At 46.0% G+C, this 25275-nt stretch carries 24 protein-coding genes and 1 pseudogene; 9 read left to right on the top strand and 16 right to left on the bottom strand.

What is annotated here, in order from left to right:
* Window positions 1-14 precede the first annotated feature (14 nt).
* Complete coding sequence (locus ACFVQB_RS20655; protein WP_379443257.1) at window positions 15-569, bottom strand: TetR/AcrR family transcriptional regulator C-terminal domain-containing protein; 555 nt, start codon at window positions 567-569, stop codon at window positions 15-17.
* Window positions 570-729: 160 nt separating this feature from the next.
* Here ACFVQB_RS20655 and ACFVQB_RS20650 point away from each other — a divergent pair, with 160 nt between their 5' ends.
* On the top strand, window positions 730-1224 hold the full coding sequence (locus ACFVQB_RS20650; protein ID WP_379443253.1) for a nuclear transport factor 2 family protein: 495 nt from the start codon (window positions 730-732) through the stop codon (window positions 1222-1224).
* A 132-nt stretch (window positions 1225-1356) separates the two neighbouring features.
* On the opposite strand, the gene ACFVQB_RS20645 is transcribed toward ACFVQB_RS20650, so the two are convergent.
* Entirely contained in the window at window positions 1357-2190 is an 834-nt protein-coding gene (locus ACFVQB_RS20645) for a methyl-accepting chemotaxis protein (RefSeq protein WP_379443248.1), read from the bottom strand.
* A 295-nt stretch (window positions 2191-2485) separates the two neighbouring features.
* Window positions 2486-4120: a DUF1593 domain-containing protein gene (locus ACFVQB_RS20640; RefSeq protein ID WP_379443244.1), complete on the bottom strand. Its 1635-nt coding sequence runs from the start codon at window positions 4118-4120 to the stop codon at window positions 2486-2488.
* A gap of 535 nt (window positions 4121-4655) precedes the next feature.
* Between ACFVQB_RS20640 and ACFVQB_RS20635 the strand changes: the two genes are divergently transcribed.
* The 3 genes from ACFVQB_RS20635 to ACFVQB_RS20625 are packed head-to-tail and all read left to right on the top strand — an operon-like array spanning window position 4656 to window position 6614.
* Entirely contained in the window at window positions 4656-5306 is a 651-nt protein-coding gene (locus ACFVQB_RS20635; RefSeq protein WP_379443240.1) for a hypothetical protein, read from the top strand.
* A gap of 34 nt (window positions 5307-5340) precedes the next feature.
* Entirely contained in the window at window positions 5341-5898 is a 558-nt protein-coding gene (locus ACFVQB_RS20630; RefSeq protein ID WP_379443236.1) for a DUF1697 domain-containing protein, read from the top strand.
* Window positions 5899-5954: 56 nt separating this feature from the next.
* Window positions 5955-6614: an Imm50 family immunity protein gene (locus tag ACFVQB_RS20625; RefSeq protein WP_379443232.1), complete on the top strand. Its 660-nt coding sequence runs from the start codon at window positions 5955-5957 to the stop codon at window positions 6612-6614.
* Window positions 6615-6616: 2 nt separating this feature from the next.
* On the opposite strand, the gene ACFVQB_RS20620 is transcribed toward ACFVQB_RS20625, so the two are convergent.
* The 5 genes from ACFVQB_RS20620 to ACFVQB_RS20600 all read right to left on the bottom strand — a co-directional run bounded on the left by ACFVQB_RS20620 (window position 6617) and on the right by ACFVQB_RS20600 (window position 12293).
* Complete coding sequence (locus ACFVQB_RS20620; protein WP_379443229.1) at window positions 6617-7804, bottom strand: MFS transporter; 1188 nt, start codon at window positions 7802-7804, stop codon at window positions 6617-6619.
* A 110-nt stretch (window positions 7805-7914) separates the two neighbouring features.
* A complete protein-coding gene (locus ACFVQB_RS20615) occupies window positions 7915-8871 on the bottom strand; it encodes a helix-turn-helix transcriptional regulator (RefSeq protein ID WP_379443226.1) in 957 nt (318 codons plus the stop codon).
* 176 nt (window positions 8872-9047) lie between these two features.
* Window positions 9048-9179, bottom strand: a complete 132-nt coding sequence (locus ACFVQB_RS20610) for a hypothetical protein (RefSeq protein ID WP_379443222.1) — start codon at window positions 9177-9179, stop codon at window positions 9048-9050.
* A 50-nt stretch (window positions 9180-9229) separates the two neighbouring features.
* Window positions 9230-10978 (bottom strand): carboxylesterase/lipase family protein, encoded by a 1749-nt coding sequence (locus tag ACFVQB_RS20605; RefSeq protein WP_379443219.1) that lies wholly within the window; start codon window positions 10976-10978, stop codon window positions 9230-9232.
* 58 nt (window positions 10979-11036) lie between these two features.
* Window positions 11037-12293 carry an amidohydrolase gene (locus ACFVQB_RS20600; protein WP_379443215.1) on the bottom strand — a complete coding sequence of 419 codons (1257 nt, stop codon included), beginning with the start codon at window positions 12291-12293 and terminating at the stop codon, window positions 11037-11039.
* A gap of 321 nt (window positions 12294-12614) precedes the next feature.
* Between ACFVQB_RS20600 and ACFVQB_RS20595 the strand changes: the two genes are divergently transcribed.
* Both ACFVQB_RS20595 and ACFVQB_RS20590 read left to right on the top strand, forming a co-directional pair.
* On the top strand, window positions 12615-14261 hold the full coding sequence (locus tag ACFVQB_RS20595; protein WP_379443212.1) for an alkaline phosphatase: 1647 nt from the start codon (window positions 12615-12617) through the stop codon (window positions 14259-14261).
* Window positions 14262-14430: 169 nt separating this feature from the next.
* A complete protein-coding gene (locus ACFVQB_RS20590) occupies window positions 14431-14796 on the top strand; it encodes a VOC family protein (protein WP_379443208.1) in 366 nt (121 codons plus the stop codon).
* A gap of 50 nt (window positions 14797-14846) precedes the next feature.
* Here ACFVQB_RS20590 and ACFVQB_RS20585 read toward each other — a convergent pair whose 3' ends face one another.
* From ACFVQB_RS20585 to ACFVQB_RS20550, 8 genes and pseudogenes are all read right to left on the bottom strand, one after another.
* Window positions 14847-16067, bottom strand: a complete 1221-nt coding sequence (locus ACFVQB_RS20585; protein WP_379443205.1) for a GNAT family N-acetyltransferase — start codon at window positions 16065-16067, stop codon at window positions 14847-14849.
* 247 nt (window positions 16068-16314) lie between these two features.
* The gene (locus ACFVQB_RS20580) at window positions 16315-17796 is read right to left on the bottom strand and encodes a methyl-accepting chemotaxis protein (protein ID WP_379443200.1); all 1482 of its coding nucleotides are present in this window, start codon (window positions 17794-17796) and stop codon (window positions 16315-16317) included.
* A gap of 299 nt (window positions 17797-18095) precedes the next feature.
* A complete protein-coding gene (locus tag ACFVQB_RS20575) occupies window positions 18096-19148 on the bottom strand; it encodes a pectate lyase family protein (RefSeq protein ID WP_379443197.1) in 1053 nt (350 codons plus the stop codon).
* Window positions 19149-19346: 198 nt separating this feature from the next.
* Entirely contained in the window at window positions 19347-20489 is a 1143-nt protein-coding gene (locus ACFVQB_RS20570) for a DUF4179 domain-containing protein (RefSeq protein ID WP_379443193.1), read from the bottom strand.
* The gene (locus ACFVQB_RS20565) at window positions 20479-21027 is read right to left on the bottom strand and encodes an RNA polymerase sigma factor (protein ID WP_379443189.1); all 549 of its coding nucleotides are present in this window, start codon (window positions 21025-21027) and stop codon (window positions 20479-20481) included. The genes ACFVQB_RS20570 and ACFVQB_RS20565 overlap by 11 nt, the downstream gene beginning before the upstream one ends.
* A gap of 139 nt (window positions 21028-21166) precedes the next feature.
* Complete coding sequence (locus ACFVQB_RS20560) at window positions 21167-21493, bottom strand: hypothetical protein (protein ID WP_379443185.1); 327 nt, start codon at window positions 21491-21493, stop codon at window positions 21167-21169.
* 38 nt (window positions 21494-21531) lie between these two features.
* Window positions 21532-22161, bottom strand: coding sequence for an SMI1/KNR4 family protein (locus ACFVQB_RS20555; RefSeq protein WP_379443181.1), 630 nt, complete (start codon window positions 22159-22161; stop codon window positions 21532-21534).
* A 35-nt stretch (window positions 22162-22196) separates the two neighbouring features.
* Window positions 22197-22628 (bottom strand): annotated as a pseudogene (locus tag ACFVQB_RS20550) (DUF6386 family protein).
* A gap of 118 nt (window positions 22629-22746) precedes the next feature.
* Here ACFVQB_RS20550 and ACFVQB_RS20545 point away from each other — a divergent pair.
* The 3 genes from ACFVQB_RS20545 to ACFVQB_RS20535 are packed head-to-tail and all read left to right on the top strand — an operon-like array spanning window position 22747 to window position 25267.
* The gene (locus ACFVQB_RS20545) at window positions 22747-23559 is read left to right on the top strand and encodes a MerR family transcriptional regulator (protein ID WP_379443177.1); all 813 of its coding nucleotides are present in this window, start codon (window positions 22747-22749) and stop codon (window positions 23557-23559) included.
* Window positions 23556-24245: a GNAT family N-acetyltransferase gene (locus ACFVQB_RS20540; protein WP_379443174.1), complete on the top strand. Its 690-nt coding sequence runs from the start codon at window positions 23556-23558 to the stop codon at window positions 24243-24245. The genes ACFVQB_RS20545 and ACFVQB_RS20540 overlap by 4 nt, the downstream gene beginning before the upstream one ends.
* Window positions 24218-25267: an alpha/beta hydrolase family protein gene (locus ACFVQB_RS20535; RefSeq protein WP_379443170.1), complete on the top strand. Its 1050-nt coding sequence runs from the start codon at window positions 24218-24220 to the stop codon at window positions 25265-25267. Before ACFVQB_RS20540 ends, ACFVQB_RS20535 begins: the two co-directional genes overlap by 28 nt.
* Window positions 25268-25275: the final 8 nt, after the last annotated feature.

Raw genomic sequence — 25275 nt, 5'->3', positions numbered from 1 at the left:
CCGGTGAAGTGATTCTACGATTCGTTGTCAAAATACGTTCGAATAGGCTGAGGCATGGCGGAGAAAATTAATTCGCCCAGTTCGGCGGGTGTTTCCCTCATGCCATTTTCAAGCCAGTCTTTGGTGACATTGACTCCTCCGTAAGCATTGAACTGGATCGCAAAAACTATATCTAGAGGCAACGAGGCGAGACCCATTTTTTTCTGAATATACTTGGTGTGACACTCTACCGTATATTGAAAAATAATATTATAAAATGATAAATGTGTATCATCGTCAAATACTTTTTTGAAATAGAGATAATCCTCTTGGATAAACGCCACGATTCTTCCGGCTACTCGTCCCCAGGGCTCCTTCTCAATGTATTGATTAATGATTTTATCGGCTTTGTCACTATAGATCCAGGCAATCAGGTCGTACTTACTGGAAAAATGATAATAGAACATCTGTCTGCTTACCTGACAATGATCCGTTATGTTCGTGACGGTGATGGATTGAATCGGATTCCGTTTGGCCAAATCAATCAGGGACTCTGCCAAAAGTTCTTTGGGTGTGATTCTTCTAAGCATATGTATCCTCCTCCTGAGGTACTAACGCTGCCATGGTCAGCTTGGCTATATTCTTTACATATCGACGCATATGTCCAGTTTTTTTACACTCTATCAAAACAGTCTATTATGATTTAAGATTCTTTAATTTATACTTTGATGTGAAAGGGGAGTGGAATATATGGATTCCAAAACAATCAAAAATGTAACCGTTAATGCCTCAATGGACACCGCCAATGAAGACGCCCGCAAAAACATGGATGTCATTATAGAATTTTTCTCGTTATATCTGGGAGATACAGACCAATTTTACTCACTGTGGGTTGAAGACAATCCGGCAGTTATCACGCCATTCACCACAGAAGATGTAGCTGTTCTGCACGACTCTGTGCAGGAAGGCTGGGATGCAGTAAAAAGCTTCTTTAACCCGATCTTCAATGATATGAAAGGTACGTTTGATTGGACTATCGATGAGTTCATGGTCGGTGAAAATCCGAATACGATCATCACCAAAACACGAAGCAACATTGATATCACCGCCAACGGCCCATGGGGTAAGGATAAAAAAATCAAGTATAACGGCATCTATGTGCAAATCTTCAAATTCGAACATAACAAGATTAAATCGTTTGAAGAATACTACGATACCGCTTTGCTAAATAAACAGTACTCCTAACAAACAGAGATTTAAAATTGATATGCTTCATTTCGGTAAAGCTCTAAGCAAGCCGAAAAAAACGCTCAGCCACAATTGTGGTTGAGCGTTTTTTGAGCTTCAGGCTTTGGTCTGAAGGCTTAACGACGCAATTTAATATTCAGCGTCGTCCGTTATTTTTTCGACCAGTTGCCGCAATCCATGATTGGTTTCGTTCAATTGATCGATCACATTCATAAACTCTGTGACCAGTTTGGCCTGCTCTTGTGAAGAAACTGAAATTTGGGCAATCTCCTGCTCCATGTTCAACACGGATTTTTTGACAGCGTCAAGAGACTGCTCAATTCGTCCCGTGGCTTCTTTGGTCCCTGTGGACATTTTACGAATTTCCGTGGCAACAACCCCGAACCCTGCCCCAGCCTCACCAACCCGCGCCGCTTCAATGGCGGCATTCAATCCCAGCAGATTGGTCTGCTCTGAGATTTCTTTTATGTAGCTAACCACTTCATTCACATTACTGGAATCTTCGACCGCACGTTTCGTATTGCTCAAAATTTCTTCCGAGGTTGCACTCAACTCTTCCGAATGAGCAGCTACATGCTGGATACCCTCAATCAGTCTGCCTGTAACTTCGCCTGCCTGATTCATCAGTTTTTTCAATTGATCCTGGGTATCCATACTATATGTAATGCACAGGACTGCTTCTATCTCGTTCTGTTCATTCTTAATCGGATGGAAATAGGAATCCGCAGCGATACCAAAAACCTCAGCCGGATAATGTTCCCTTGTCTTGGATTCATTTTTTAACATCTTAAAATCTCTGTGTATATCTGCAATTGGGTCTCCTGCCTTAAAATCATATTTCAAGGCTTTGCCGGATTCGAAAAAGAGGAACTTTTCTCGGTCCATGACCGATATGGAAACATCCTGACGTGTAGCTTCGCGAATAAATGGCATTGCTGCCAAAACAGCCTCAACCTGATTCATAATGATATATTCACTTCCTCTAATAGAGATAATAGTGCTGAATATTATATCGACAGTTATCAATCAATTATGAAGGCTTACTACCACTGCTCGCTGCTTCATTCGCATGGGTTACCCGATTCCGTCGTAGTATCCTTTTGCTTTGACCTATCTGGTTATTATATCGGAAATTGTTGGGTTATGGATAAGAAATATTAATTTTCATTACTTTGGATACATAAAGAACAATCCACTTCGTATGCCAAAAGGCCCTCTCATCACGAAAGGGCTCTTTGTTCTTATTTTTTATTCTTAGCTATTTTACAGTGAGAATCACACGTTGATAATGCTTCAACTGATGCTCCCCATCATCCTGTACTTCGGCTACGATATGAATGGTATCGCCCGATTTGGCATCGTCAGGCACGGTGAACGTTACAGCATCGGTGTCACTTCCCTCTAATTGAATCGTATCCAGCTTCTCGCCCTTCGCCAGTTCACGATGCAACCCAAGTTGCAGATCTCCAGCCATCTCAGGCTGGACTTTCTCCTCCTGGACGTTGGAATCTTTGTACGTATCTGCTTCAAAATATCTCCACCATTTGTAGGTCAGTTGATCCCCATCCGGGTCTTGGCCTTCTGCATGAAGGGTTACTTTCTCACCCTGGCTGACGGACAGGTCCAATCCTTCCTTAATAGTGAGCGTTGGATTATGGTTGGCCCCTTCAAAGGTATCTGCGACGGCCCAATCGGCACGAGCCGCAAAATCATTTTGGATATCGTCGAACCATCTCATCAGAGAGTATTCAGCCTCATATTGTTTGGTATACAGATCGTAGTCAAGAACGTTGTTCCTGAACAGCTTGTCATTTACCACACCGAAGCGTCCACCCCAACCACCGTAGGAAGGGTCTTCCATACTACGCAGTCCATTGTCAATCAGATAGAAGAAGGATGGAGAATCACCCTCGGATATAAAATCGTATTTGTCATATTGCGGATTGTTCTTCAGATATTCAGCACTACCGCGCTGCTCTTCTTTCAGCTCGCCTTCAATCATTTTGCCATCACCCATGGATGCATACATATCCATTAACTTGCCATGACCATCCAAAATGTTTTTGACCATCCAGTCGCCATGCAGCTTGCTGTTGACTTCCTCTGTATGGAATTTCCACGCATAGGCAAAATGCCAGAAGTTCGATTGGTCGTTCAGAATACGAATGTCCGGCCAATTTTTTGCAATATAGTCGTTATAGCTGTCATCCTGATCGAGGATGATGTATAGCACCAGTTTATCACTAACGTTTTTGCGAATCGTTTCCCACTCAGCCGTGTCCTTGTACTGTTCTTCAATCGATTTCAGTGCTCTGGCTGTTGTATTCGTACCGCCCCAGGTCTGCACAATCAGATCTCTGGAATCATCGTCGAGGAAAAGCGTTTGGAGAAATTCGGAACCTTCCGTTTCTTTCTCCATCTCCCCTTTGTCGGAGATATTACCGATTTTAGTCATCTTGCGAAGCTGTTCCGGCTCCGGATACCCCTCTGCATGTTTGGACAAGTTGGGATAGATCTCCCCATAAGCATCAATCATATCGTACACCCACTGTGTACCTGTCCAGCGGAAAGGTTTGATTCCTGCTTCCTCATCGCCCGCATAATGATACACTGAACTAGTCAGCACAATGCCCGCCAGATCCATTTCATTGGAATATAACAGAAAACGAATGACCGAGTTCATATCATCCACTTCACCATCGGTTGTAATGACCGTTCTGGCTTTGGTTGCTGAATGATCTGCCGTTCCTGTAGGATCATTTTGTACCTGTTCTGCCGTCTTGTTCGGCGTTTCAGTGGCCGTTTTCGGTGTTTTGGATGCGCATCCACTGACAATCAGAATCATACTGAGGCAGCCAGCCGCCAAAACGTTTAACCATTTTCCTGTACTCATGTTCGTGATGCTCCCCTTTCTGTGTTCCACGCGATGTGTTTTGGGAATGTCTGCGATGTTGACCTGCTACTTAATATGGACCATAAAATGCAAAAAAACCCAAACATCAATATGAGATGGACAGAGTCCACGCATATCGACATTCAGGTTTTGCCTGCCAAAGCAGTAACAATCCTCATTTGAGAAAAGTATAGCATGATCTTAGTTTAATGTAAACGTATTCAATATTAACTATATAAATTGAACTAAAGAATATTTACACTTGCCACTCCGATGACAGAACAACCTTCCGATCGCTGTTATCCCCAGATTTTTTGATTTCCTTTTTCATAGGTGAAAATCCGGGGATAAAGGCGAACGCTCCGCCGCTTCTTCAGGTTATTTCTGTCCTCTCCGTTCTCGTGTAAATGTTTAGTTCAATTTATATAACCACAGGGTGTCGATTTTACCATTTTGATATATGATAATTCTTATGATTATGAGTGAATGTAACTGCTTGAAAATATGGATAACACCTAGGAGGGATCAGACACCGATGGAACAGCTGAATGCCGCCCTAATCCGTTTTGTGGAGCAGCAAGATTTATATAATGAAGCTTATGGACTTTTCAAAAATCATGATCTGCGTCCTCGCAGACAACATCGCCAGCCGGACGTGGACGAACGAATACCGCTCTCTCCAGAGCTCCAATATCTGTACAGCCACTACGAGATGATGGATGAACTGGCCAAAGGCACACTCAAAATGAAAAATGCAGCCGTCGAGATCGGTGATGCAGCACTGATTTCCTTTGTTGCACCTGAACATCTCCATCGTCAGCAACTAGGTCACCGCTGGATCGGCATGAACGAACCTTATGAGGAATCAGCTTCTTGGCATAAAAATCATGTCGTCATCGCGAATTTTAATGATGATCCATTAATCGTAGATACAGCAGCACCGGACTCTCCGGTATATGCGGCTTTTGCAGGTGAAGAACCTCAGCTTATCGCCGATTCATTAACAGACTTTTTTAATGCACTGGCTGTCCTGATTGAAGCTGCACGGGCCTATGTTGGGGAATTGAAGGATGAGGAAACCTACGAAACCAAGCCCGAATATCTGGAGCATGTAGAACCTATATTGAATGATTTGCTTGGAGAAGAGCATACTGCACATTTATTCGAGTATTTGTCGTTTCGTTAAAATTAAAGGATCACAGGATACGGAGGGTTGAATCATGATCTATGTTGCTTTGCTTCGGGGCATTAATGTGGGCGGGAATAACAAAATCAATATGAAACAGTTAAAAGAAACGTTTGAACAAGCGGGCTTGCTGGATGTGGTGACATATATCAACTCAGGCAATATTATCTTTGCCGATCATCAGGAACGCGTGGATGCGAATACGGATTTATCCCAGATTCTTGAACATGCCATAGCTGTCGATTTTGGCTTACAGATCAAGGTGATGGTACGTAATCTGGATGAAGTCCGGACTGTTATTCAGGCACTTCCGGAGGACTGGACGAATGATGACAAGGCCAAAAGTGATGTCATGTTCCTCTGGGATGAAGTGAATGACGTTTCAGTTCTGGAGAAGCTGCCCATCAAACCGGAAATCGGCACATTGCTATATGTTCCCGGAGCCATTTTATATTCCGTCAGTAAAGAACTTGTTACCAAAAGTGGTATGAGCAAGCTCATAGGCTCCAAGGTTTACAAGTATATGACGGTCCGGAACGTGAACACGACCCGTAAAATATACGAACTGATGCAAGCTGCGGCACAGAGATAATCGAGGCCAAGTGAATTCCTGCCTGTTCTTTACTTATGAATATCGGAGGGGATCGGATGAGTGGGGAGCGAACGTGGAACGTTAGCATACAGTCTGTGGAGCGGGAGGAGTTTTATGTTGATTCACAGACGGATTGGCAAGTACAAGCACAGGGCTTGCGGGTGCACTTCAATTCAGATCATGAAGTAAAACTGCATGCTCATGATCAAATTTTAATTACGGTTGGTGAGGTTGGCACAGCAGGCTGGTCCGCATTTATCGGAACGGCAATTGAATGCGGACCTGGTTTGATCCTGCTGTACACAAGTCCCCATTATGAGACACGGCTGATGGAAGCCTGGCAGTTTGAAACGACCTTCTCACCACTCACTTCCATCGAAGGTGCCCAGAGCGTAATTAAGACGTTGGGGTATTTCCCACCCTTTCACTATGATGAAATAACGAATGTACATCTGGAAAACGCGGAACAAGACAACACCCCTGAAAACCTGTCTCTGACGATGATCCATACGTCTACAGATAAGCTGCAACAAAACGTCGACTTTCACTTCGAAGACATCCAGCTTAAGAGCATATCTCCCGCTGAGGAAAGCAATATTTGCTTACAGCTGAGTTTCGCATACGAGGACGAACAGATTTGCGTGCAATTGGACGCAGTGTCCGGGTTCGCGGCGACATTTCTATGCCGCAAAGTTGTGGTGCAGCTCGGCCGTTAACCTTACCCGGTTACGGAACTGGCTTGATTTTTCCTCATGCCCAGCATGATGACACTCATGACAACCACCAGAATGGCTACAAGCAGGAACGGAATATGTTTATCCACCTGATAGAGTGTTGTTGTCAGTAAAGGGGTAATCACGGCAGATATGCCCTGAATGGCTGCAACCAATCCGGCTGCGCCGCCCTGTTGTTCTTTGCTGACAGCCAGCGAAGCTCCAGCCATGAAACCAGGCATCATCAGACCCGAGCCCATGCCGAACAGGAAAAATGAGAGGTAATAGACAATCAATTGACTGGAGATCAGAAACAAAACCATGCTTGCGAGCAGAAAAAGGGACCCGAGCAAAATCATCGGCCGCGGCTGCCATTTCAGCCATTTCATCTGGATCACCTGCATGATCAGCATCGCAGCCCCGGAGAACATGAGTCCAAACGAGACCATTCTCGCTGTAGCCCCTGGAGATAATGCGAGTTGATCCTGAAAATAAAATCCACCCACAACCTGTAACGTCATAATGCCAATCATTGTAACCAACCCGGCAGCAAGATACATACGCAAACCGCGTTGGAGCGGGTTGACCTTGGGCGCTTTCTCCTGAATGACCGGTTTGGCAGCAGGAATGAGCAACAATGCAATGATAAATGCCGCGACCGCAATAAAAATACCAAAATAAAGTGGCCACAGCAGACCGATAATGGTAAAAGCGCCTGCAATTGCAGGGCCAAATACAAGTCCCAGCCCATTGGCGGCGCTAATAAGTGCCATCCCGCTTCCCCGTTCTTTCCCTTCCGTCACGTCGCCCATATACGCTTGAGAAGAGGATAGCACTGCCGGAATAAACATACCGATCAAGCTCCGCGTTACAATCAGAAGAGTTAACAAAAGGCCTCCTCCGATCCACGCATTTAATCCACTATACATCGCCAAAGCAAACAACGCACAACTTATGGACATGCCTATGAATCCAATCAATATGATTGGCTTTCTGCCTTTCAGATCACTGAATCTGCCCCATACCGGACCCATTACAGCCATGGCGATGGACCCCAGTGAAATAATTAACCCGGAATGACTTTCTTTCATTCCCAGCTCACGAATAAGCGGCGGCATAATGGGAGCAATAAGCATAAGACCCAACATGGCTGCAAATACGCTAAAAAAGATACTTCCTCTGATTCTGTTCACGCTCATACACTCCTTTATATTTCAGTACAGTATCCACTGTACCTGGAGTATACAAGGCTGAGAGAATCTCGACTGCCTCCATACGGAACAATTAACGGTTAGACGGATTATTAATATATTTTTTTCATTTCCGATGGCTTTACGCCGAATTTGCGATAAAATTGCTGGGAAAAGGCACTGATATTGCTGTAACCAACTGCGATCGCTGCTTCAGTGACGTTGTTCTCTTGGCTTCGCAGCAATTTCATGGCGTTATCCAGACGAATCTGGCGTAAATATTCAAATACGGTCGTGCTGAATAGTGCCTTGAAGCCTTTTTTCAATTTGAAATCATTCAGACCCACCTGTTTGGACAACGCCAGCAAGGATGGAGGGTCCACCATACATGCCTCCATAATCTCCCGGGCGGTATGCAACTTTCGTATATCCTCTCTGGAGAAACCCGCAGGAATATGCGTCAGATCAAACAGCTGAATCATAAACCGATTCAATATCTCCAATGCGGTCGCTTCCATCATTAAGGAAGACCTATAGGGGTTGTTTAATTCCCCAATCAGACTGTCAATCATCGTTCGTATTCTCTGATCCAGTTGAAATACGATGGGTTTGAAGACACAATGTCCCAAAATGTCCTGAAATCGAATGGACTGGCTGGTTGCCAACTGTGCACCCGCATAATTGAACAACGAGATTGGAATTCCGATGGCAAAAGAAGTATAATTCTCCTGGGCAGGCGGATGGAACCAGGCTTCAAAATCACGCATCATAATGAGTGCTCCCTGTCCAGTGGCCAGCGTATATTCCTGACCGGATATGTCCACATAGCGCACACCTGACAATGCAAATTGCAGCTCAATGATGGGAATATTCGACGCAAAGAACGTAGAGCATGGCTCACTATAATTAATCTGAGAATACACAATTTCGATACCACTATACGTGGTTACTCTTTTTATATTGCCACTGCCCGCTTTAGCCGAGAGCAGATACGTATTTTCATCTTGCTGACTGAATGGTTCCTGCGTTAAGTAATGCTGGTATACGACAGCTAACGAATCGAAACCCATGTGTTCTCACCTCGTCTATAACTTGATCATGAATCTCAAAAAGAGATTTGTTTAATTGAGAATAATTCTCAATAATTCTACCTCAATTTCTTCTTTTAGACCAGCCCCATGATGAGATCACTACACTTCATACTAAAAATGATCCATAAACCGCTTGGTGATGAGGTCAGATCAGATCAGATGCCTTTCTCTCCCGCATCACCCAAACCAATCGAAATGACACGCTGCACTGCGGAACTGCTCTCCAATACTGATACCAAAGAAAGGACACGAGAGATGCTTCTCTCATGTCCTTTCTCATTACTCAATCCTTACTATACTGCTATTATATATAGATACCTTCATATCCAGTCCATTCTTATTCCCAGAAGAAACGTCCGGCAAATACCTTCTCCGTCAACAGTTTGTACGTCTCATCAGGCAATTCTTTTTTCATCTTCGCCATCACGGCTTCTTTGCCTTCATTATACTGTGTGGACATGCCAATTTCTGCAGTGTTCTTACTCGCATCCAGACGCATGATTGGCGCTTTGGCATCTTTTGTCCAAGGTGTCCATGCTGCCAGTTCACTCGAACCTCCACTACCTGGGTTTCCTGTATACAGGAACTGCTTCAGATAAGCTGCCATCCCAGCAGATAACTCCTCACGGCCAGGCTTGTTGGTTTCGCTAAAATAGCCTTCAGGGAAATAAGCGGCAATGCCGTCCGCGTGCCCTGTGTAGAAGTCCATATCTGCTCCATGTGGTGCGCCCAGCAACGTTTGCAGTCTCTCAGAGATGACTCCTGTCTGTGTACCCCAGGCAAACCGATAAGCATATACGGAAGGTTGTCCTTTTTGACCCGTCAAACGCTCAGCTACCCGCTCTGCATTAAAACCTGCATATGCCTCACTGCCATATTTCAATGCTGCGGCATACTGTTCTGCCTTGGTCTCATCTGTAAACAAGGTTCCATCGTTAATCGATTGCACGAAGTTTGAATCACCAAAGGCAAAACCGGAGAACTCGGTTTCCAGACTGCCCAGCAATACAGGGACTTGAGCATAATTCCCACTACTAATGGCGTGAAAACCTTCTTTTGGAATGACTGTACCGTCACGGAACAGGTGTGGGAATGGCTCCATACGGATTGCCGTAGAACCAAAAGCAGTGACCAGCTTGTCCGCAGGCAACTTTCGAAGATAGCTCTCCAGCTTTGGTTGAGATTGTTTACTGATCCATATTCTCGCTTCTTCCGCAGAAGTCGCTTTACCCTCTTCCATAAGCAGTTTCACCAGTACATTCTCTGATTTTTTCTCGCCATCCTCCGGTGCGGCCGTGGTCAGACCGCCACTGAACGCAACTGCCTTCTGGAACAAACCTTTGCTCAAGGGAGAGATTAGTGCTGCCAGAACATTACGTGCTCCTGCCGACTGCCCGGCCAACGTAACATTGCCTGTATCTCCGCCAAAGCCCTCGATATTATCCTGTACCCACTGCAGTGCACGGAATGCATCAAGCAAGCCATAGTTGCCCGAATCATCAAGGGGATTTCCGGTTTTCAATGCAGCATTTTGAAAGAACCCAAGAGCTCCCAAACGATAGTTCACCGATATGATAATGCTGTTCGTGTTACGCGCAAGCTGTTCACCCTGAAAATCCTTGCCTGATCCGGTCATATTCCCGCCGCCGTGCAGAAACACCATAACCGGAAGCTTCGAGCTGGTTGTATTCGGACGCCATATGTTGAGGTACAGCGAATCCTCGCTGCCTGCTGTATTTTTGCCAGAAATCTGCAAACTGTTTGCAGCAAACATCTTGGCATCTCTTGTTTCCGTCCATGATTCAGGTTCACGCGGCGCTTTCCAGCGCAGCTCTCCTACAGGAGGAGCTGCATAAGGAACACCCAGCCAACCGAGGGTACCATATTGTTCATAGGTTTTGCCATCAATGGGTCCATATATTGTCTGTTGCAGCATTTGGGGTTGGAATACTTGGACTTGTCTATGTTTCATCCAGCTCTGCTCCAAGGTCGCGCCGCCATTTTTGATCTTTGCCTGCAACGCTTGTGCAGTCGCCTCAGCCATCTGGCGATTGGTAAGATCGCTCGCGCTCTTGCCTTGAAGCATGTTCACCCCCTTAACCGATGCGTAAGTGGAAGCTTCATCTTGATTGTAGTTATATCTTTCAGAGCGTTCGTGCCAATCTCTCCAGCAGTTCCACCGCAGGAACCAACACTGCTTCATCAATATCGAATTCCGGATGGTGATGCGGAGCAGGCAGCTCGCTGCCAATGATCATATACGTCGCTTTCCCGCCTTGTTCCTGTACGCGCCGAATCATGTAACTGGCATCCTCACTTCCGAGTGAAGCACCATCCGAAATAGCCTCCGCATGGGTAAATCCTGCGATGCCTTCAGTTTGCTGCACAGCAAGCTCTGCAAGCTCCATATCACAGCGAATAGGGACTGCACCGCCGATGACTTCAACCGAGGAACTTAACTCATGCATCGCCGCGCTGTGCTCGATGATCTGACGCACCCGTCGCTCCAGCTCACGATTCGTTTCTTCACTCGTTGAACGGGTCTCGATCACCATACGTGCGTGCTCGGGAATAATATTGGCCCCCGTTCCGCCTTCAAGGATACCCACATTAATGCGTGTATCCGCCATGCTAAACCGAGGCAACGCATGAATATTAAGGAGTGCCGTAGAGGCTCCAAGCAACGCGTTCCGTCCCTCCTCCGGTGTGGCTCCGGCATGAGAAGACACACCTGTAAAATGGGCTTCCAGCTTGGTCGTTGCTAGGAATCCGGCAGATGCCCCTCTGACGTGACCGGATGGCACACCTGTACCCAGATGTATACAGAACAGACGGTCTACCTGTTCCAGCATGCCTTTTTCGACCATGGCATACGCACCACGTACACCTTCCTCAGCAGGCTGGAACAACAGACGGATCTTCCCGGCGAACTTTCGGTTACTCAAACGTTCTGCAAGTGCAAGCCCAATGGCTGTGTGTCCATCGTGTGCGCAAGCATGCATAATGCCTTCATGACTGGAGCGAAATTGTCCCGCTTGTGGTATATGCTTGTCCGACTGGCTCTCACGGATCGGAAGTGCATCCATATCAAAGCGAAACGCCGTTGTAGGTCCCTCCTGATCCCCTTGCAACTCAGCGACAACCGCCGTGAACCCACCTCGCATCTGCTGCACAATCGCTGGATCTGCCCCTTCATGAATGGCACGCTGATATGCATCTTCCAACACTTCTGGCTTTGGCAGACCTCGCCGCGATGTGTCATCAATCGCATCTTTTCCATAGGTCACATGGTAACCCAGTTCCGTTAACATCTGCACGACTTTGGTAGCCGTACGGAATTCGGTGAATCCCAGCTCGGGATGTTCGTGAAAGTCTCGTCGAAGCGCAATAATATCAATCATGGTCACTCACCTCTCTCATCAAGCTCTCTATTTCATCATTATGCATACACCTTTACACTACGAATTCTATACCATAGGTTGCTAATCCTGTTTCGCGATACTTCCACACACGTGCTTCACGCCCATACTGAGAGAAAGCTTCTTGCTGCATATCGCTGCCCCTCTGCCTGTCAGCAGAAAAGCACTGGCTGATTGAAACGCCTTCCCTTCTCTAATCGTAAAATTTACATTTAGTTAATCGAGTACATGCGCTCATTTATCATTGATTGTATACACTGGTTTTGGATACCAAACTATACATATCATTAGGAGGATGTGTTCATGTTAAATCGATTCAATACCCGTGCTGCCAAAATGATGCTCGCGGTTACAACCATTGTTACAGCTACGCTGGGAGGTAGTAGTGCAGCATGGGCTGTGGAAGATACCACCTCATCTGCTTCACCGATCAAAAATGTAATCATCCTGATCCCGGACGGTATGGCGAACGACGCAACAGCTTTGGCTCGCTGGTACAAGGGTTCCTCTCTTACACTGGATTCCATGGCTAGTGGCATGGTTCGTACACACTCTGCGGATGCGCCGATTGCGGACTCGGCCCCTGCGGGAACAGCCTTTGCTACAGGTCACAAATCACATACAGGCTATGTCGGAGTGCTGCCGGATAAAGCAACGATGCCTGGACAAAAAGCCATCGCCCCGGGAGATGCCAAAAAACCGGTCGCTTCTATCCTGGAAGCATCCAGACTGGCAGGCAAAGCAACTGGCATTATTGCGACATCCGAAATTATGCACGCTACACCGGCTGACTTCTCGGCCCACTATCCGGATCGCAAAAACTATGATGCACTGAGCAAACAGCAGGTCTATAACGGTATGGACGTTGTTCTCGGTGGAGGAAGCAGTTACTTGGAGCCTGCGGGACGCAAAGATGGCGAAAATCTGGTCTCATCCATCAAAGCACTGGGCTACGACTATGTGACGACTCCGGCAGCGATGAAAGCTTCTACTTCAGGCAAGCTGTGGGGCATGTTTGCCCCGGCAGGCATGGCTTACAATATGGATCGTGACCCAGCGAAACAGCCAAGTCTTGCCCAGATGACGGCTAAAGCGATTGAGGTTCTTTCCAAAGACGAAGATGGCTTCTTCCTGATGGTTGAAGGCAGCAAGGTCGACTGGGCAGCACATGCCAACGATCCAATCGGCATTATCAGTGATGTGCTGGCATTCGATGATGCCGTCAAAGTTGCCATGGATTTTGCCAAAAAAGATAAAGAAACCGTCGTTGTCGCTGTCACCGACCACCAGAACGGTGGATTGACTATCGGTAATGCCTCAACTACAGGCACTTACGATAAAGAGCCGTTGTCCACATTTATCGGACCTCTGAAAAAGGCCAAGCTGACAGGCGAAGGTGTGGAGTCCAAGCTAAATGCCAAACGCACTAATATCAAAGCCGTGATGAAGCAATACTATGGCATTACCGACCTGACTTCCGAGGAAATCGCAGCGATTAAAGCGGCAAGCCCGGGCAGCCTCAATTATACGGTTGGACCGATGATCAGCAAACGTTCCGGCATCGGCTGGACCACTGGTGGTCATACGGGCGGAGATGTGGTGCTGTACACGTATGCTCCAAATAATGATCGACCTTTCGGTGTCATCGACAACACGGATGTGGCAAAATACATGGCACGTGTGCTGGACCTTGACCTCGATAGCGTAAGCAAACAATTGTTTGTACCCGCGAAACAGGCTTTTACTGCCAAAGGAGCAACGTACAAGCTGGACCTTACGGATGCCAAAAATCCGAAAATCCTCGTAACAAAGGGAAACACCAAGCTTGAACTGCAAATCTACAAAAATATCGCGCTCGTTAATGGCAAAAAGACAACCCTGGATGGCGTTATTGTCTACAATGGCGTAGAAGCTTTTGTGTCACAGGATGCAATTGATCTGATTCAATAAAAAAAAAGTGCCCGCTCATTAAACGGCACTCTTGGCCAAACTGCCCAGGAATATTCTTGGGCAGTTTTTTCGAATTCACTTTTAAAGGTAACTTCTACATCCAAGGGTAAGCTTGTCGTATAATAAGCATAACGTTGAAGAATAGGACCAAAAAAGGAGAGATTCACCTATGTTGATCAGACTAAACTGGATCACACTGCGGGTTCGCGATCTGGAAGCATCGCTCCGCTTCTACCACGGCATGCTCGGGCTGCCGATTCAGCGCAGATTCGAAAGCCGTGGACGGCAGATTGCCATGCTGGGTCCGGAAAATGAAGCGAAGCTGGAACTGATTGAGGGCAGCGAAACCACTCTCAAGCCAGAGGCCGGTGTTTCGATCGGCTATGAGGTAAGTTCACTGGACGAAGCCATGGAGCAGCTCGCCGCATTAGGCATCCCGATTGCACGAGGCCCCGTCCAGCCCAATCCGCATCTGCGATTTATTTACATTGCAGACCCAGATGGCTTCGAAGTGCAGTTGGCCGAACATGCATGATTAAGGCGCAAACATGATGGGGAGCGGATGTAAGAGCTGATTATGCATGTTTACAGCTTCATCCGACGCATCAGCGGTACACCCACGCGATTCAAAAGCCGTTCAAGCAGTAGCCAGCACCAGCGTCTGCTCATTGGCAGATGGCGCTCATACACAGCGGAATACTCGAAATCCGACACAGCGCCACGGTTGCGCTTGAACTGCGCAGCACCAGCACTCTCATGCAGCAGATGGCCGTTCTCACGGGCCTGTCCAATCAGACAAGCTGACAACATGCGGTACAGCCCGATGGACTGGGGTAGCGCCGTATCATAACCGAACAACGGCGTTGTCATCACCCCATTGCGGCAGAAGTATCCCATAACTGCATCTACACGCCCTTCCTTCCGCAGACCATACAGGGTCAGCGCTCCCGAAGCTTTTGCTGTGGCAATGAAATGTTCACTGAATTGCGGATTATCATAAGAGTATTTTTCAAGGTATAGCAGCCTATACAGCTCCGCGATTCGCGGAATATCTTCCTCCGTCAGATTTGCTTCGGAAACGAATTCATATCCGTGTTTGGCCAACAATTCGTAATCTCGCTTCAGCAGCCAGCGCGACTTTGCATTGCCGAAATTCGGATCACTCGCCCTGTACAGATAGATTTGCCGGCTCGGGATCAGTTGACAGCCTGCTTGCTTCAGCTTTCCCGTCAGATCAGAGTGAAGCCCTGGGCACAAGGAGCGAAATATGACGGCATGCTCAGGATAACGCTCTCTTACCGCTTCAAGCAGACAAACCGCCTGCTCACCGGACATAGCCGGATACAGGTTCGTTGATAACAGCCAATTGTTGATATGTACAACCTTGTTTATTTGTGATTGCTGCATTCCCCACCCCACTACACTGAGCAACGCGGAAAGCCCTTTTTCCAGCAACGGTTTCCGTAGCAGCATCAACTCCTGCTTGGCATACCGCACATAATGCGTATAAGGCGAACAAACGTAAGCATTATCGTACTCCGCCTCATTTACCGTCAACGGAAGAACAAGATCGTCGATCCGAACTATGAGCAGGGTTGTGCTTACGTTTACTACGAAGCCCTCCGTCCCTTGCAACATCATGGGTTCCAAATATGCTCTTGCATATCTGCCTTCCTCCGTGTTAGGCCAGTCCATATCTTCAAGCGTGTTCCGATCAAAGAAACGAACGCGACTACCGCAATTTTCATTCGTCGCTTCATCTGTCTGGTCGCACGCTTGTCTTTGCTCTGTTACTTCATTCTTCACGTTCTGTTCCCCCAATTACCCAAGCTTCCATCTATTAATTATTTCTGAAAATTCTTCTTCCCATTATAGTGGGCTTGGATGAACATCCACAATTGTTTCGTTGAAAACGGTCGGAGAGATACCCCATCTAAAAACAACCAAGCCTGCCTCCACATCATGATTGGAGACAGGCTCAGTAGGCTGAACTTCGAATATAAAATTGGTGTAATCAAGTGAGTCCGATGCAGCAGGCCAGCTTCAGCCTATTTTACTGCGGATCAGTTGCAGAACGTACCTCGTTCTTGTCCGATACCAACTCGTTCAGGTTCACAATCAGTTGCTCCAGTTCTCCGAAGCTGTCCACCATCTTCTGGGTCAGATTGCGTTGTTCTTCCATACTGGCAAGAATTTCTTCCGTAGCGGCACTTGATTCCTGGGTCACACTTGAAATCTCCGAAACCTCATTAACCACTTTCATAGAAGATTCCCTCATGGTGACTGAACTGCTCTCAATATCTGCCGCCTGATTCAATACTTGCTGCGAATTGCTGTTAATCGTCTGGAAAACCTCTTCTGCCATCTGCACACTGTCTTTCCCTGCTTGCAAAGCGAGGCGAATACGTTCGAATCGATCCGTCAACGCCTGAGTCTGTCCTTTCAAACGGAACAAAATGACTGCAATATCATTGGCGGATTGACCCGAGTGTTCCGCCAGCTTGCGAACTTCCTCCGATACGACTGCAAACCCGCGTCCATGCTCTCCTGCACGTGCTGCTTCGATCGCTGCATTAAGCGCAAGCAGATTCGTCTGATTTGCAATATCTGAAATACTGTTCAGCATCAGCGACATGGACTCACTTTCCTCGTTAAACTTGCTCATGTCATCAGCCGTTGTATCAATCGTTTCATACAGCTCCTGCATCTGAACATTCAGTTGATCCATCTGTGCGCTGCCTGTTTCCGTGCTCGTTGCCATGCTCGCAGACAGTTCTTTCATCTGATGCGAGTAGCTAGCAACATCGCGGATATGCTGATCCGACAAGGACAAGGACTCTGAGATTTCAGCCACACTGGTGGCCTGGAATTCAACCCCTTTGGCCACTTCACTGAATCCAAGCGTTACTTCATGGGTAATGGAGCCGGTGTCGGTTACTTTTTGCTTCAGTTGATCCGTATAACGAGATAGGCCCTCTACGGATTCTTTGACCCTTACAAGCATCGTTTCCACTCTCATTTTGGAATGCTCCACCTCTTGCCAACGTGCTTCGCTATCCCAAAACAGTCTTTGATTCAACTGGGAAACCATCATCAGAATGGCTCCGGTAAGCGCAAATAATCCTACATCAACAATATGGCCAATAAGTTCCTCAGAGCTCTGTGTCTCCACCAGAACAACCTGAAGAATGCTAATGGCAAGCAGCACGAGAAATCCGGTTGTGAACAGTTTTTTGTCAGGATAGAGCAACAGCACTGAGGTGATAACCAGACTTAAAGTGATGTTAACACTCCCCCACCCAGCATAGACTCCACAGACCGTAATCAGGAGTGTACAAAGCCACGGGATCACATGAATATACTTCTTTTTGACATTGGCATAGGTTACCCAAATAGCGAACAAAACAGCTACCCCATTCGAAACAAGCAGCTTTGGTTCCAAAAAGGCCATACCAAAACCGATGGCAACAATAACCCACAGGATGATACAGATCAGCTTGTTCCTTTTCCAGATGATTTCATCATAACGATTCATGAATTTCCCGTCCTTTTTATAAATTAAATACGATTGTGAAACATTGCTGTACTATGCTTTATCAGTCTATGGTCCTTGCTTATAGTTAAATCGCAAAATCCTAGGGCTTTTTTATAGTATATTAGGCCTTCATAAACATGAAAACACACTTAATGTATATCGGAATTTAATTATAAATTTTTAATATATGAAGGAATATAAGATATACTAATATTTCAGATATTTTATTGGGTTCTCACCATAGTAAAAACCCGTATCAGGGATACGGGCTTTCACATGTTAAGGGGGTCAGCTACCTTTTATTTTCCGAACACAAGCGTGTTGTTAGACGAACCTGCATACTTGGTGACAAACTCGCGGGCATAACTGGCTGTCTGCACTTCATAGCTGTAGTTGGAGCTTGGTCTCCAACTCGTTTGGGGAGAGGATGGGCTGCTTAACGCAGGTGTACTGCCTGTATCCGTAAATCCCCCGTTTCCTTTATCATCCAGAATGCCGCCTTTTTCAGCGCCTGCACCGAAATAATTGTTTTCAGAATAAATGCGTGCTTTCTCGCCAATTGTAATGGCCTGGTTAAAGTTGTTGGCGTAATTGTTTTTGATATGGAAATAACCGTATCTCATGAGACCAGGACCACGTACATACAGGTTTTCAAAATAGTTATTAGCCATCGTTACATGAGGTACACCATTGTAGCTGCTATTGCCATCATTCGGATATCCGAGAATAATTCCGTATTTGTGGTTGGCAAATTTGGAATTGCTGATCGTAATATAATCTGCGCGATCCCCAATGTACAGGAGCTTGTCCAGATCACTGCCGCTCGAGCTGTAGCTGTGGCCGGAGAACGTCACGTGATCGATCCAGTAGTTGGAGCCTGAAGTAATATACATCTGGATATCATCATTAGCATTAATATTGGAAGCGTGTTCAAAAGTCAGATTCTGAAAAATGACATTGCTTGAGCTGGACGTCGATCTGAAATGAATGTTTGTCAGCGTGTGTTTATCAAAGGAACCTACCAACGTTTTGTTCGATCCAAATTCGACTTTCTGCAACGTAGAGGAAGAAATATTTTGTTCAATAACCAGTATTTTAGCCGTTGTGCCTGCCATATGTGTTCGCAAATCGTTCAGATTGCTGATGTAGATGATCTGACCGTTCTTACCACCTGTCGTGGCTGATTTGGATACACCACTCTCATTTTTGGCGTTACCGGCAAAACCCGTTAAACCATTCGTGCCTGTGTTGGGATAACTAGCCGCACCATATGTAGCGGGGACCGTAGAGACCGTGGAGACTGTCAACAATAACAGTGTTACAACGAGTAAAAGAATCGAAAATTTCTTCAAAATTTCACCATCCTTTATAATTTTATCCTGAAAGACAAGTAGATTATATCGTGTAACATCGGATGTGACAATACAAAAATTGCAATTTAACCATCATTTTTATTTTTTCGCAACAGCAGTCCCCGTATAAGAAAAATGAAAAGACGACACAAAATCATCTGCAAAAACCATGACTTTGTATCGCCCTTCCTCTGAATCCTATTTGATTTTCAGTTCCAGCTTGTGTTTCTCGGCTTCCTGCAAATCATCGTAAACTTTGCCGGGTTCACCGCGAAGTTTTAATACCAGAGATTGTGGGTCATCCAGCAGATTACTACTGAAGGAATAGATCATCCCATCTTCCGTCCCATTACCTGACACACTGGACAACTTGGTCTTCTGCCCGTCCTTGGTGGTGGATACAATCTCGGTAGGGTTAACCACATCACTGACGGAGAGTTTGGTTTTATAATCAATCTTTTGATTAGGTTCATAGATAAATCTTACCCGTGTCACAAGTGGCGATACCTCTGCTTCAGATAACATCACCTCATGGCCACCAATCGTAAATAACTGATTAAGTTTGATCTTTTCTGTCTTGGATAAAGAAAATTTAGGATCCAGATCGAAGCTCACTTCCATCGGTTTCGAAAATTGGTATTTGGTATCTTTTTTAACCTTATTCGTGTCAGCCAGCAGATCAGGGACTACAGATGAAATGCGAAAATCGAACTTCACTTGTTCAGGAAACGGTGTATTACCATCCATTTCAACGGTGCTACGTCCGTAAAGTGTATACTTTCCATTTGGGGTGTACAGGCTGCTTATACCGCCATTGCCAAGTGATTGGTTCGTCATGCCATTGACCATATTGGTTTTGGGAACTGAATATATCTCTTGGGAAGCATCCGTCTGGGCAGTGTACAATACGATCATCTTGGTTTCATCCGCCATCACTGCATTGACGGTTAACTGATATATTCCTGATCTCACAGAACGATCCACGAGCTGCACATAACCATTGTTAATTGCGGATGCAATCGTGTTGCCGTCAATATCGCTTTCAGCCAACTCCCGAAAAGGTTCAAGAACTCCCCAATTCTGTGCGGGCTGGCTGTACATTGCCTGTTGTGGTGTAGAACCGCCAAGTGGACCCATCAGCAGCCAACCGGCTGCCAGAGCGGTTACGAGCACCGCCGTAATCCACTTTAATTGCACATGACCTGTCATTCGCCGAGTTCTTGCCTTTGCCAGACCTCGCTGAATGGCAAAGGCCGTGTCCGCCGGATTTAATTGCTGTCTCTCCAGCTTAACCTGGGAAGCATCTGCGAAAAGTGCCTGTTCCTCCGGACTAGTTGTCATGCCAATCCCCCCTGTTCTTCATCTGTTTCCGTAACAGTTCCAACCCTTTATGCTGCCAGGTCTTGATGGTGCCCTCCGGTTTGCCAAGAATGGAGGCAATCTCAATCGACGTCATGTCGTTATAGTATTTCAGCAGTAATACATGGCGGTATTTAGGTTTGATTTTCTCAAGCATGGACCACATCGCAAGTCTGTTGTCGCTGCATCTTACAATGGCAGACTCGGATATCGCCTCCTCCAACCCTTCGCTCGGCAGTGGTGTGGCCCGTTTGCGACGTCTTTGTTCATCAATGCACACATAGATCAGAATACGAATAATCCACGATTTGAACGCCTTCTCATTTTTCAGAGAACGACGCTTGATCCAGGCCCGACATGTCATCTCCTGCACCGCTTCGAGTGCATCGTGACGATTACGCAGGTAGCTGTAGGCAATAGAGATCAGTGTATCCTGATGCTCCAGGATGGACTGGACAAATGCCGTCTCATCTTCGCTCTGTATAAACAGCATCTTTTTCATCTCGGCTTTGGTTTCCACCCCGCAATCCCCTCCTTCTCTCTCTTTCTGTGGTTTAAGACGGATGAACAAGCCAAACCGTTTTTATTTATTTTCCATCACAAAAAAGCCCCGCCTAATCCTGAGGAGGAAGCTCTTGTATTGATTTCCGCATCATTATTTAAAGTTCAAACCATTCCAGCTCAGTGTCATCCTGATTCGTAGCCGCTCCCATCTGCCTTAGCCAGTTTGCTGCGAAGTCACCCCCCGTATGAAACAGACAATAGATGTACAACTCTCCCTCCACAATCTCATCCATTCCCGATGCCACTTCAATCGAGACTTGTAGAGCTTCAGGCCAGGAAGAACCCTTTTGGATCAATGCAAAACCATCTTCATAATGCTCCAGCTTATACAAGTCGGAGAAGGTTAAGGAGTCCGCCAGTCGCTTCACAATCCGAGGTAAAATGACAGGATTTGTTGTTCTGATGCCATATTCCCAGCCCACATGGTACCTCCTTCAATCTAAAAGTTAACTAAAAACTACTACTGTTGCTCATTCGATTCATTAATCGTGCGGTCCAGCCACAATTCGTACCAGTTCAGAAAACTCAGTCGCTCCGTGTTACCCATATAATGATCCGGATAAAATCCATTACTATTCGCTCGATCATCGGTCCAGATCTCTCCATAGGACAATCCCTTCACGATCAGATTAAGCGACACGCCGCAGCCAAAATTGCTGATTCGCAGCATCCCTGCCGACCATTTCGGATCATAATACTCATGTTCAAGCGCTGCCCACTCGTCCTCGTCCTTGCTGTCATCGTACCAGTCCACATCCCAATTCCAGGATTCCACATGTGGGAACGGATCGGAAATGGCATTCAACTCATCATCATAATCCATCACCAGATATATACCGTTCTCAGGCTTTTCCAGCCCATAATAAGGACCTGTCCCGCCACTTCCAATGACAAGTAAAAATGCTTGATATTCTTCAGGCAGCTCTATCTTCCATTTCTGTTCAAAAGCCTTAATCTCGTCCAATGTCCATACCGGAGCCATTTCATATTGATGATTCTCTGCCCCAAACAGCTTCCGTTCCGGGTCCAGAGCTTGGAGCTTGTTCAACTTTTCCTGTATACGTTCCAACTGTACCTTGTACATATCCATGTCTATATGCCTCCTTCCATCGCGTACCTATAACGTCAGATTCGAATCAAGTTATTCAAACTAATTTCGCTTTGCAGACTGGGTTTGATGGTAATCCATATTTGATTGTCTTCCTTCGTTACCATACATGCATAATTTCCGGGTTTCTTCTGGAGAAACATACCTCCACACGACTCATCCGGCTCCAATTCACCACCAGTGACATCCTCCGCCGCCCCCAGATAAACGTTACCGGAAGGGACTCGTAGATGCTATACCAGTGCACTCTCCACTTCCTTCCCCGCATCATCCAGACTCCATTTCACCTCATACTGTCCATCTTCACCCAGGTTCAGAAACAAACAGTTGCCTGCATTTACCTCAGTCAGTTCATCCTCTGCAATAGACCACCAGTCCGGTGTATCTTCAACACGATGTTTTAACGCCGCCAGATCATACAGGCACAATGCTGCCGTATCCGTGAACACCTGAAATTTCCCGTTCAATCTAATTCTCCCTTCTTTATTTAAAATAAACAACTTGACCTTAGGTCTGCCCCAAGGTTTATAGTGATCCTATGCCACCCACCAAGAAAGGAGCAACATCTTGAACAATTACATTACGATTAGCGAATTATCCAAATTAATGCATGTTTCAGTCCATCAAATTCGATACTTCGAGGAAAAAGAAGTGCTTTTTCCGGCATATGTTGATACCAACCACTACCGAATGTATGGAATGGATGAGATCTATCAACTCTCCCATATTCTTTTATTGCGCAAGCTGAATGTATCTGTTCAGCAAATCAAGGAGTGCATGCTCTCCTATTCCACAGCTGACTATCACAGATTGTTAACCAATTCACTTCAAGATGTACAATCACAGATTGATTCGTTGATGCACATGAAACAATCTATTCAGAGCATATTGCAGGAGCAGCAGGAATGGATCAGCCTATCACAGCAGGATCAGCGTGTACCCATATATGAGATGAAGGAAATTGCCGTTCGGCATTTCACCAATTGGATCAACATCCAACCAAACGAATCTTTGCATGCCCGTGCCTTGTATCAGCATCGTACGGATCAACCTGCATTGTTTGAATCTGATCTTCATTACCTGTATACCTCAGACCAAGTTGCTGTCTGCATACCATCTTCTGATGCTGTCAGCAATTTTTTAGTCGAAGGAGGCTTATATCTGACCAGATCCTTCACGGTGACATCCGAAGAAAATATTGCCCAGGAAATTCATCAGCTTAACGAATATGCCTTTCAAACCGCTTACGTGCTGGTAGACCCAATAATTTTGATTGAAAAGTCCTATCTCTCCATGTTGGGCACTGACCAATTACACTATGAGATTCAGGCCAGAATTGAGCCCACTCACCCTAAAGTAAAAACAAGGAACCAATCATGAACATCACGGCTGCTATTCAAATTGTGGATCATGATGATCAGAGTCAATATGAACAGGCTGTCCGAACATTAATGGTTCATTCTTTTGCAGCCAAGTTTGAGGCTCTTGTGCGACTCGCTCCAACGGAAACTGCCGATTTGCTCGGTGCTATATGGATGGATCAAGGAAACGCTCCCTCCAGCAAACAGATCATTGCTCTAGATGGAAACCAGGTAGTCGGGGTTCTATACCTGAAATGGTGCCTCAATAACCCCCTACAGATAAAAAAGGATATCCGGCAAATTCCAGTAGATAAGCTTTGCAAACAATACGGACTACGTAATGTCTGCATGTTTATGGCCGGAATGATTGCCCTGGAATATAAGCCAAGTCCACACGAATGTTATATTGAGCATTTGGCTGTAGCTTCAAGTCATCGAAAGCGTGGGATTGCCAGACAGCTACTGATTACAGCTCAGCAGTTTGCAAACCAACATCTGCATTGTGAATATATATCTTTGCACGTATCCAGCAGCAACACACAAGCCATTCATCTTTATCATCAAATGAACTTCAGAGTGGAATCATCACATACCAGCCCTTTTCGAAAATTCCTATTCCGTGAACCTGAATGGATTTTCATGGTTAGCCCCATCTCTGACATACAGGAGGCATTCCAGTGTTCAAACAACAATCCCCTAGATTAAGACTATTTAAAACCCCAGTTTTCCAATGGATGATCGGTGTGACAATCATCAGTCTGGCTATTGTGACATGGGTACTCATTCAGAACACGTTCAATATGAAAGAAACACGCATCTCCATTCCAACCGTCCATGGAAAATTAACGGGTATACTCACACTGCCCAAACAGCATTCGGATAAGGTAGGCCTTGTTGTTTTTGTACATGGAGACGGCCCGACTAATGCCAGTTATAACGGTGGCTACCGACCTTTGTGGGAAAAGCTTGCCATGGCGGGGTATGCCTCCCTCTCGTTGGATAAACCCGGTATTGGCAGTTCCTCTGGGAACTGGCTTGACCAGACCATGGAGGATCGCGCACAGGATATATTGACCGCTATTGAATGGGCCAGAAAAGAACCCTTTATTGATCAGAATCGAATTGGTTTGTGGGGTGCCAGCCAGGCTGGATGGGTTATTCCAAACGTGGTGAAACAAGACCCAGATATTGCATTTAGCATTTTGGTTTCCCCCGCCATCAACTGGATTACACAGGGCAGATATAACACCCGGCAGGAAATGCTCCAGGAAGGATATACCGGGGAGGAGATCACTGCAAGGCAGCTCTATAATGACCAGGTTCTGCAGCTGATTCGAAACAAGGCCACCTACGATGAATATATGCACATGGCTAATGAGGAGCAGCTCATTTCCAAGGATCGCTGGACGTTTATCGTAAACAATGTGGAATCGGATGCCACAGATGGGCTCGCTTCGTTTCATAGCCCTGTTCATCTCGTGCTTGGAGGTCAAGATATAAATGTCGATGTTCAAGAGACAGAGCGCGTTTATCGTCAGATGATTCCACAATCACTGCTCAGTGTAACCAAACTGCCGGATGATGATCATTCGATGCTACCCTCTTCACTGGCGCGTTCCACGTTCAAAACCTATGCAGCCGCCTTGTTCTCTCCACGAAAACTGATGGACGCACACTATTTGGATGATATCGTTCAATTCTTGAACTCTATTAAGGAAAAATCCTAAAGATTAAT

It is taken from the genome of Paenibacillus sp. NPDC057886 (assembly GCF_042796655.1).
Classification (GTDB): domain Bacteria; phylum Bacillota; class Bacilli; order Paenibacillales; family Paenibacillaceae; genus Paenibacillus.
Note: the sequence above shows the minus strand (reverse complement) of the source record. Positions and strands in the feature narration are given on the sequence as shown.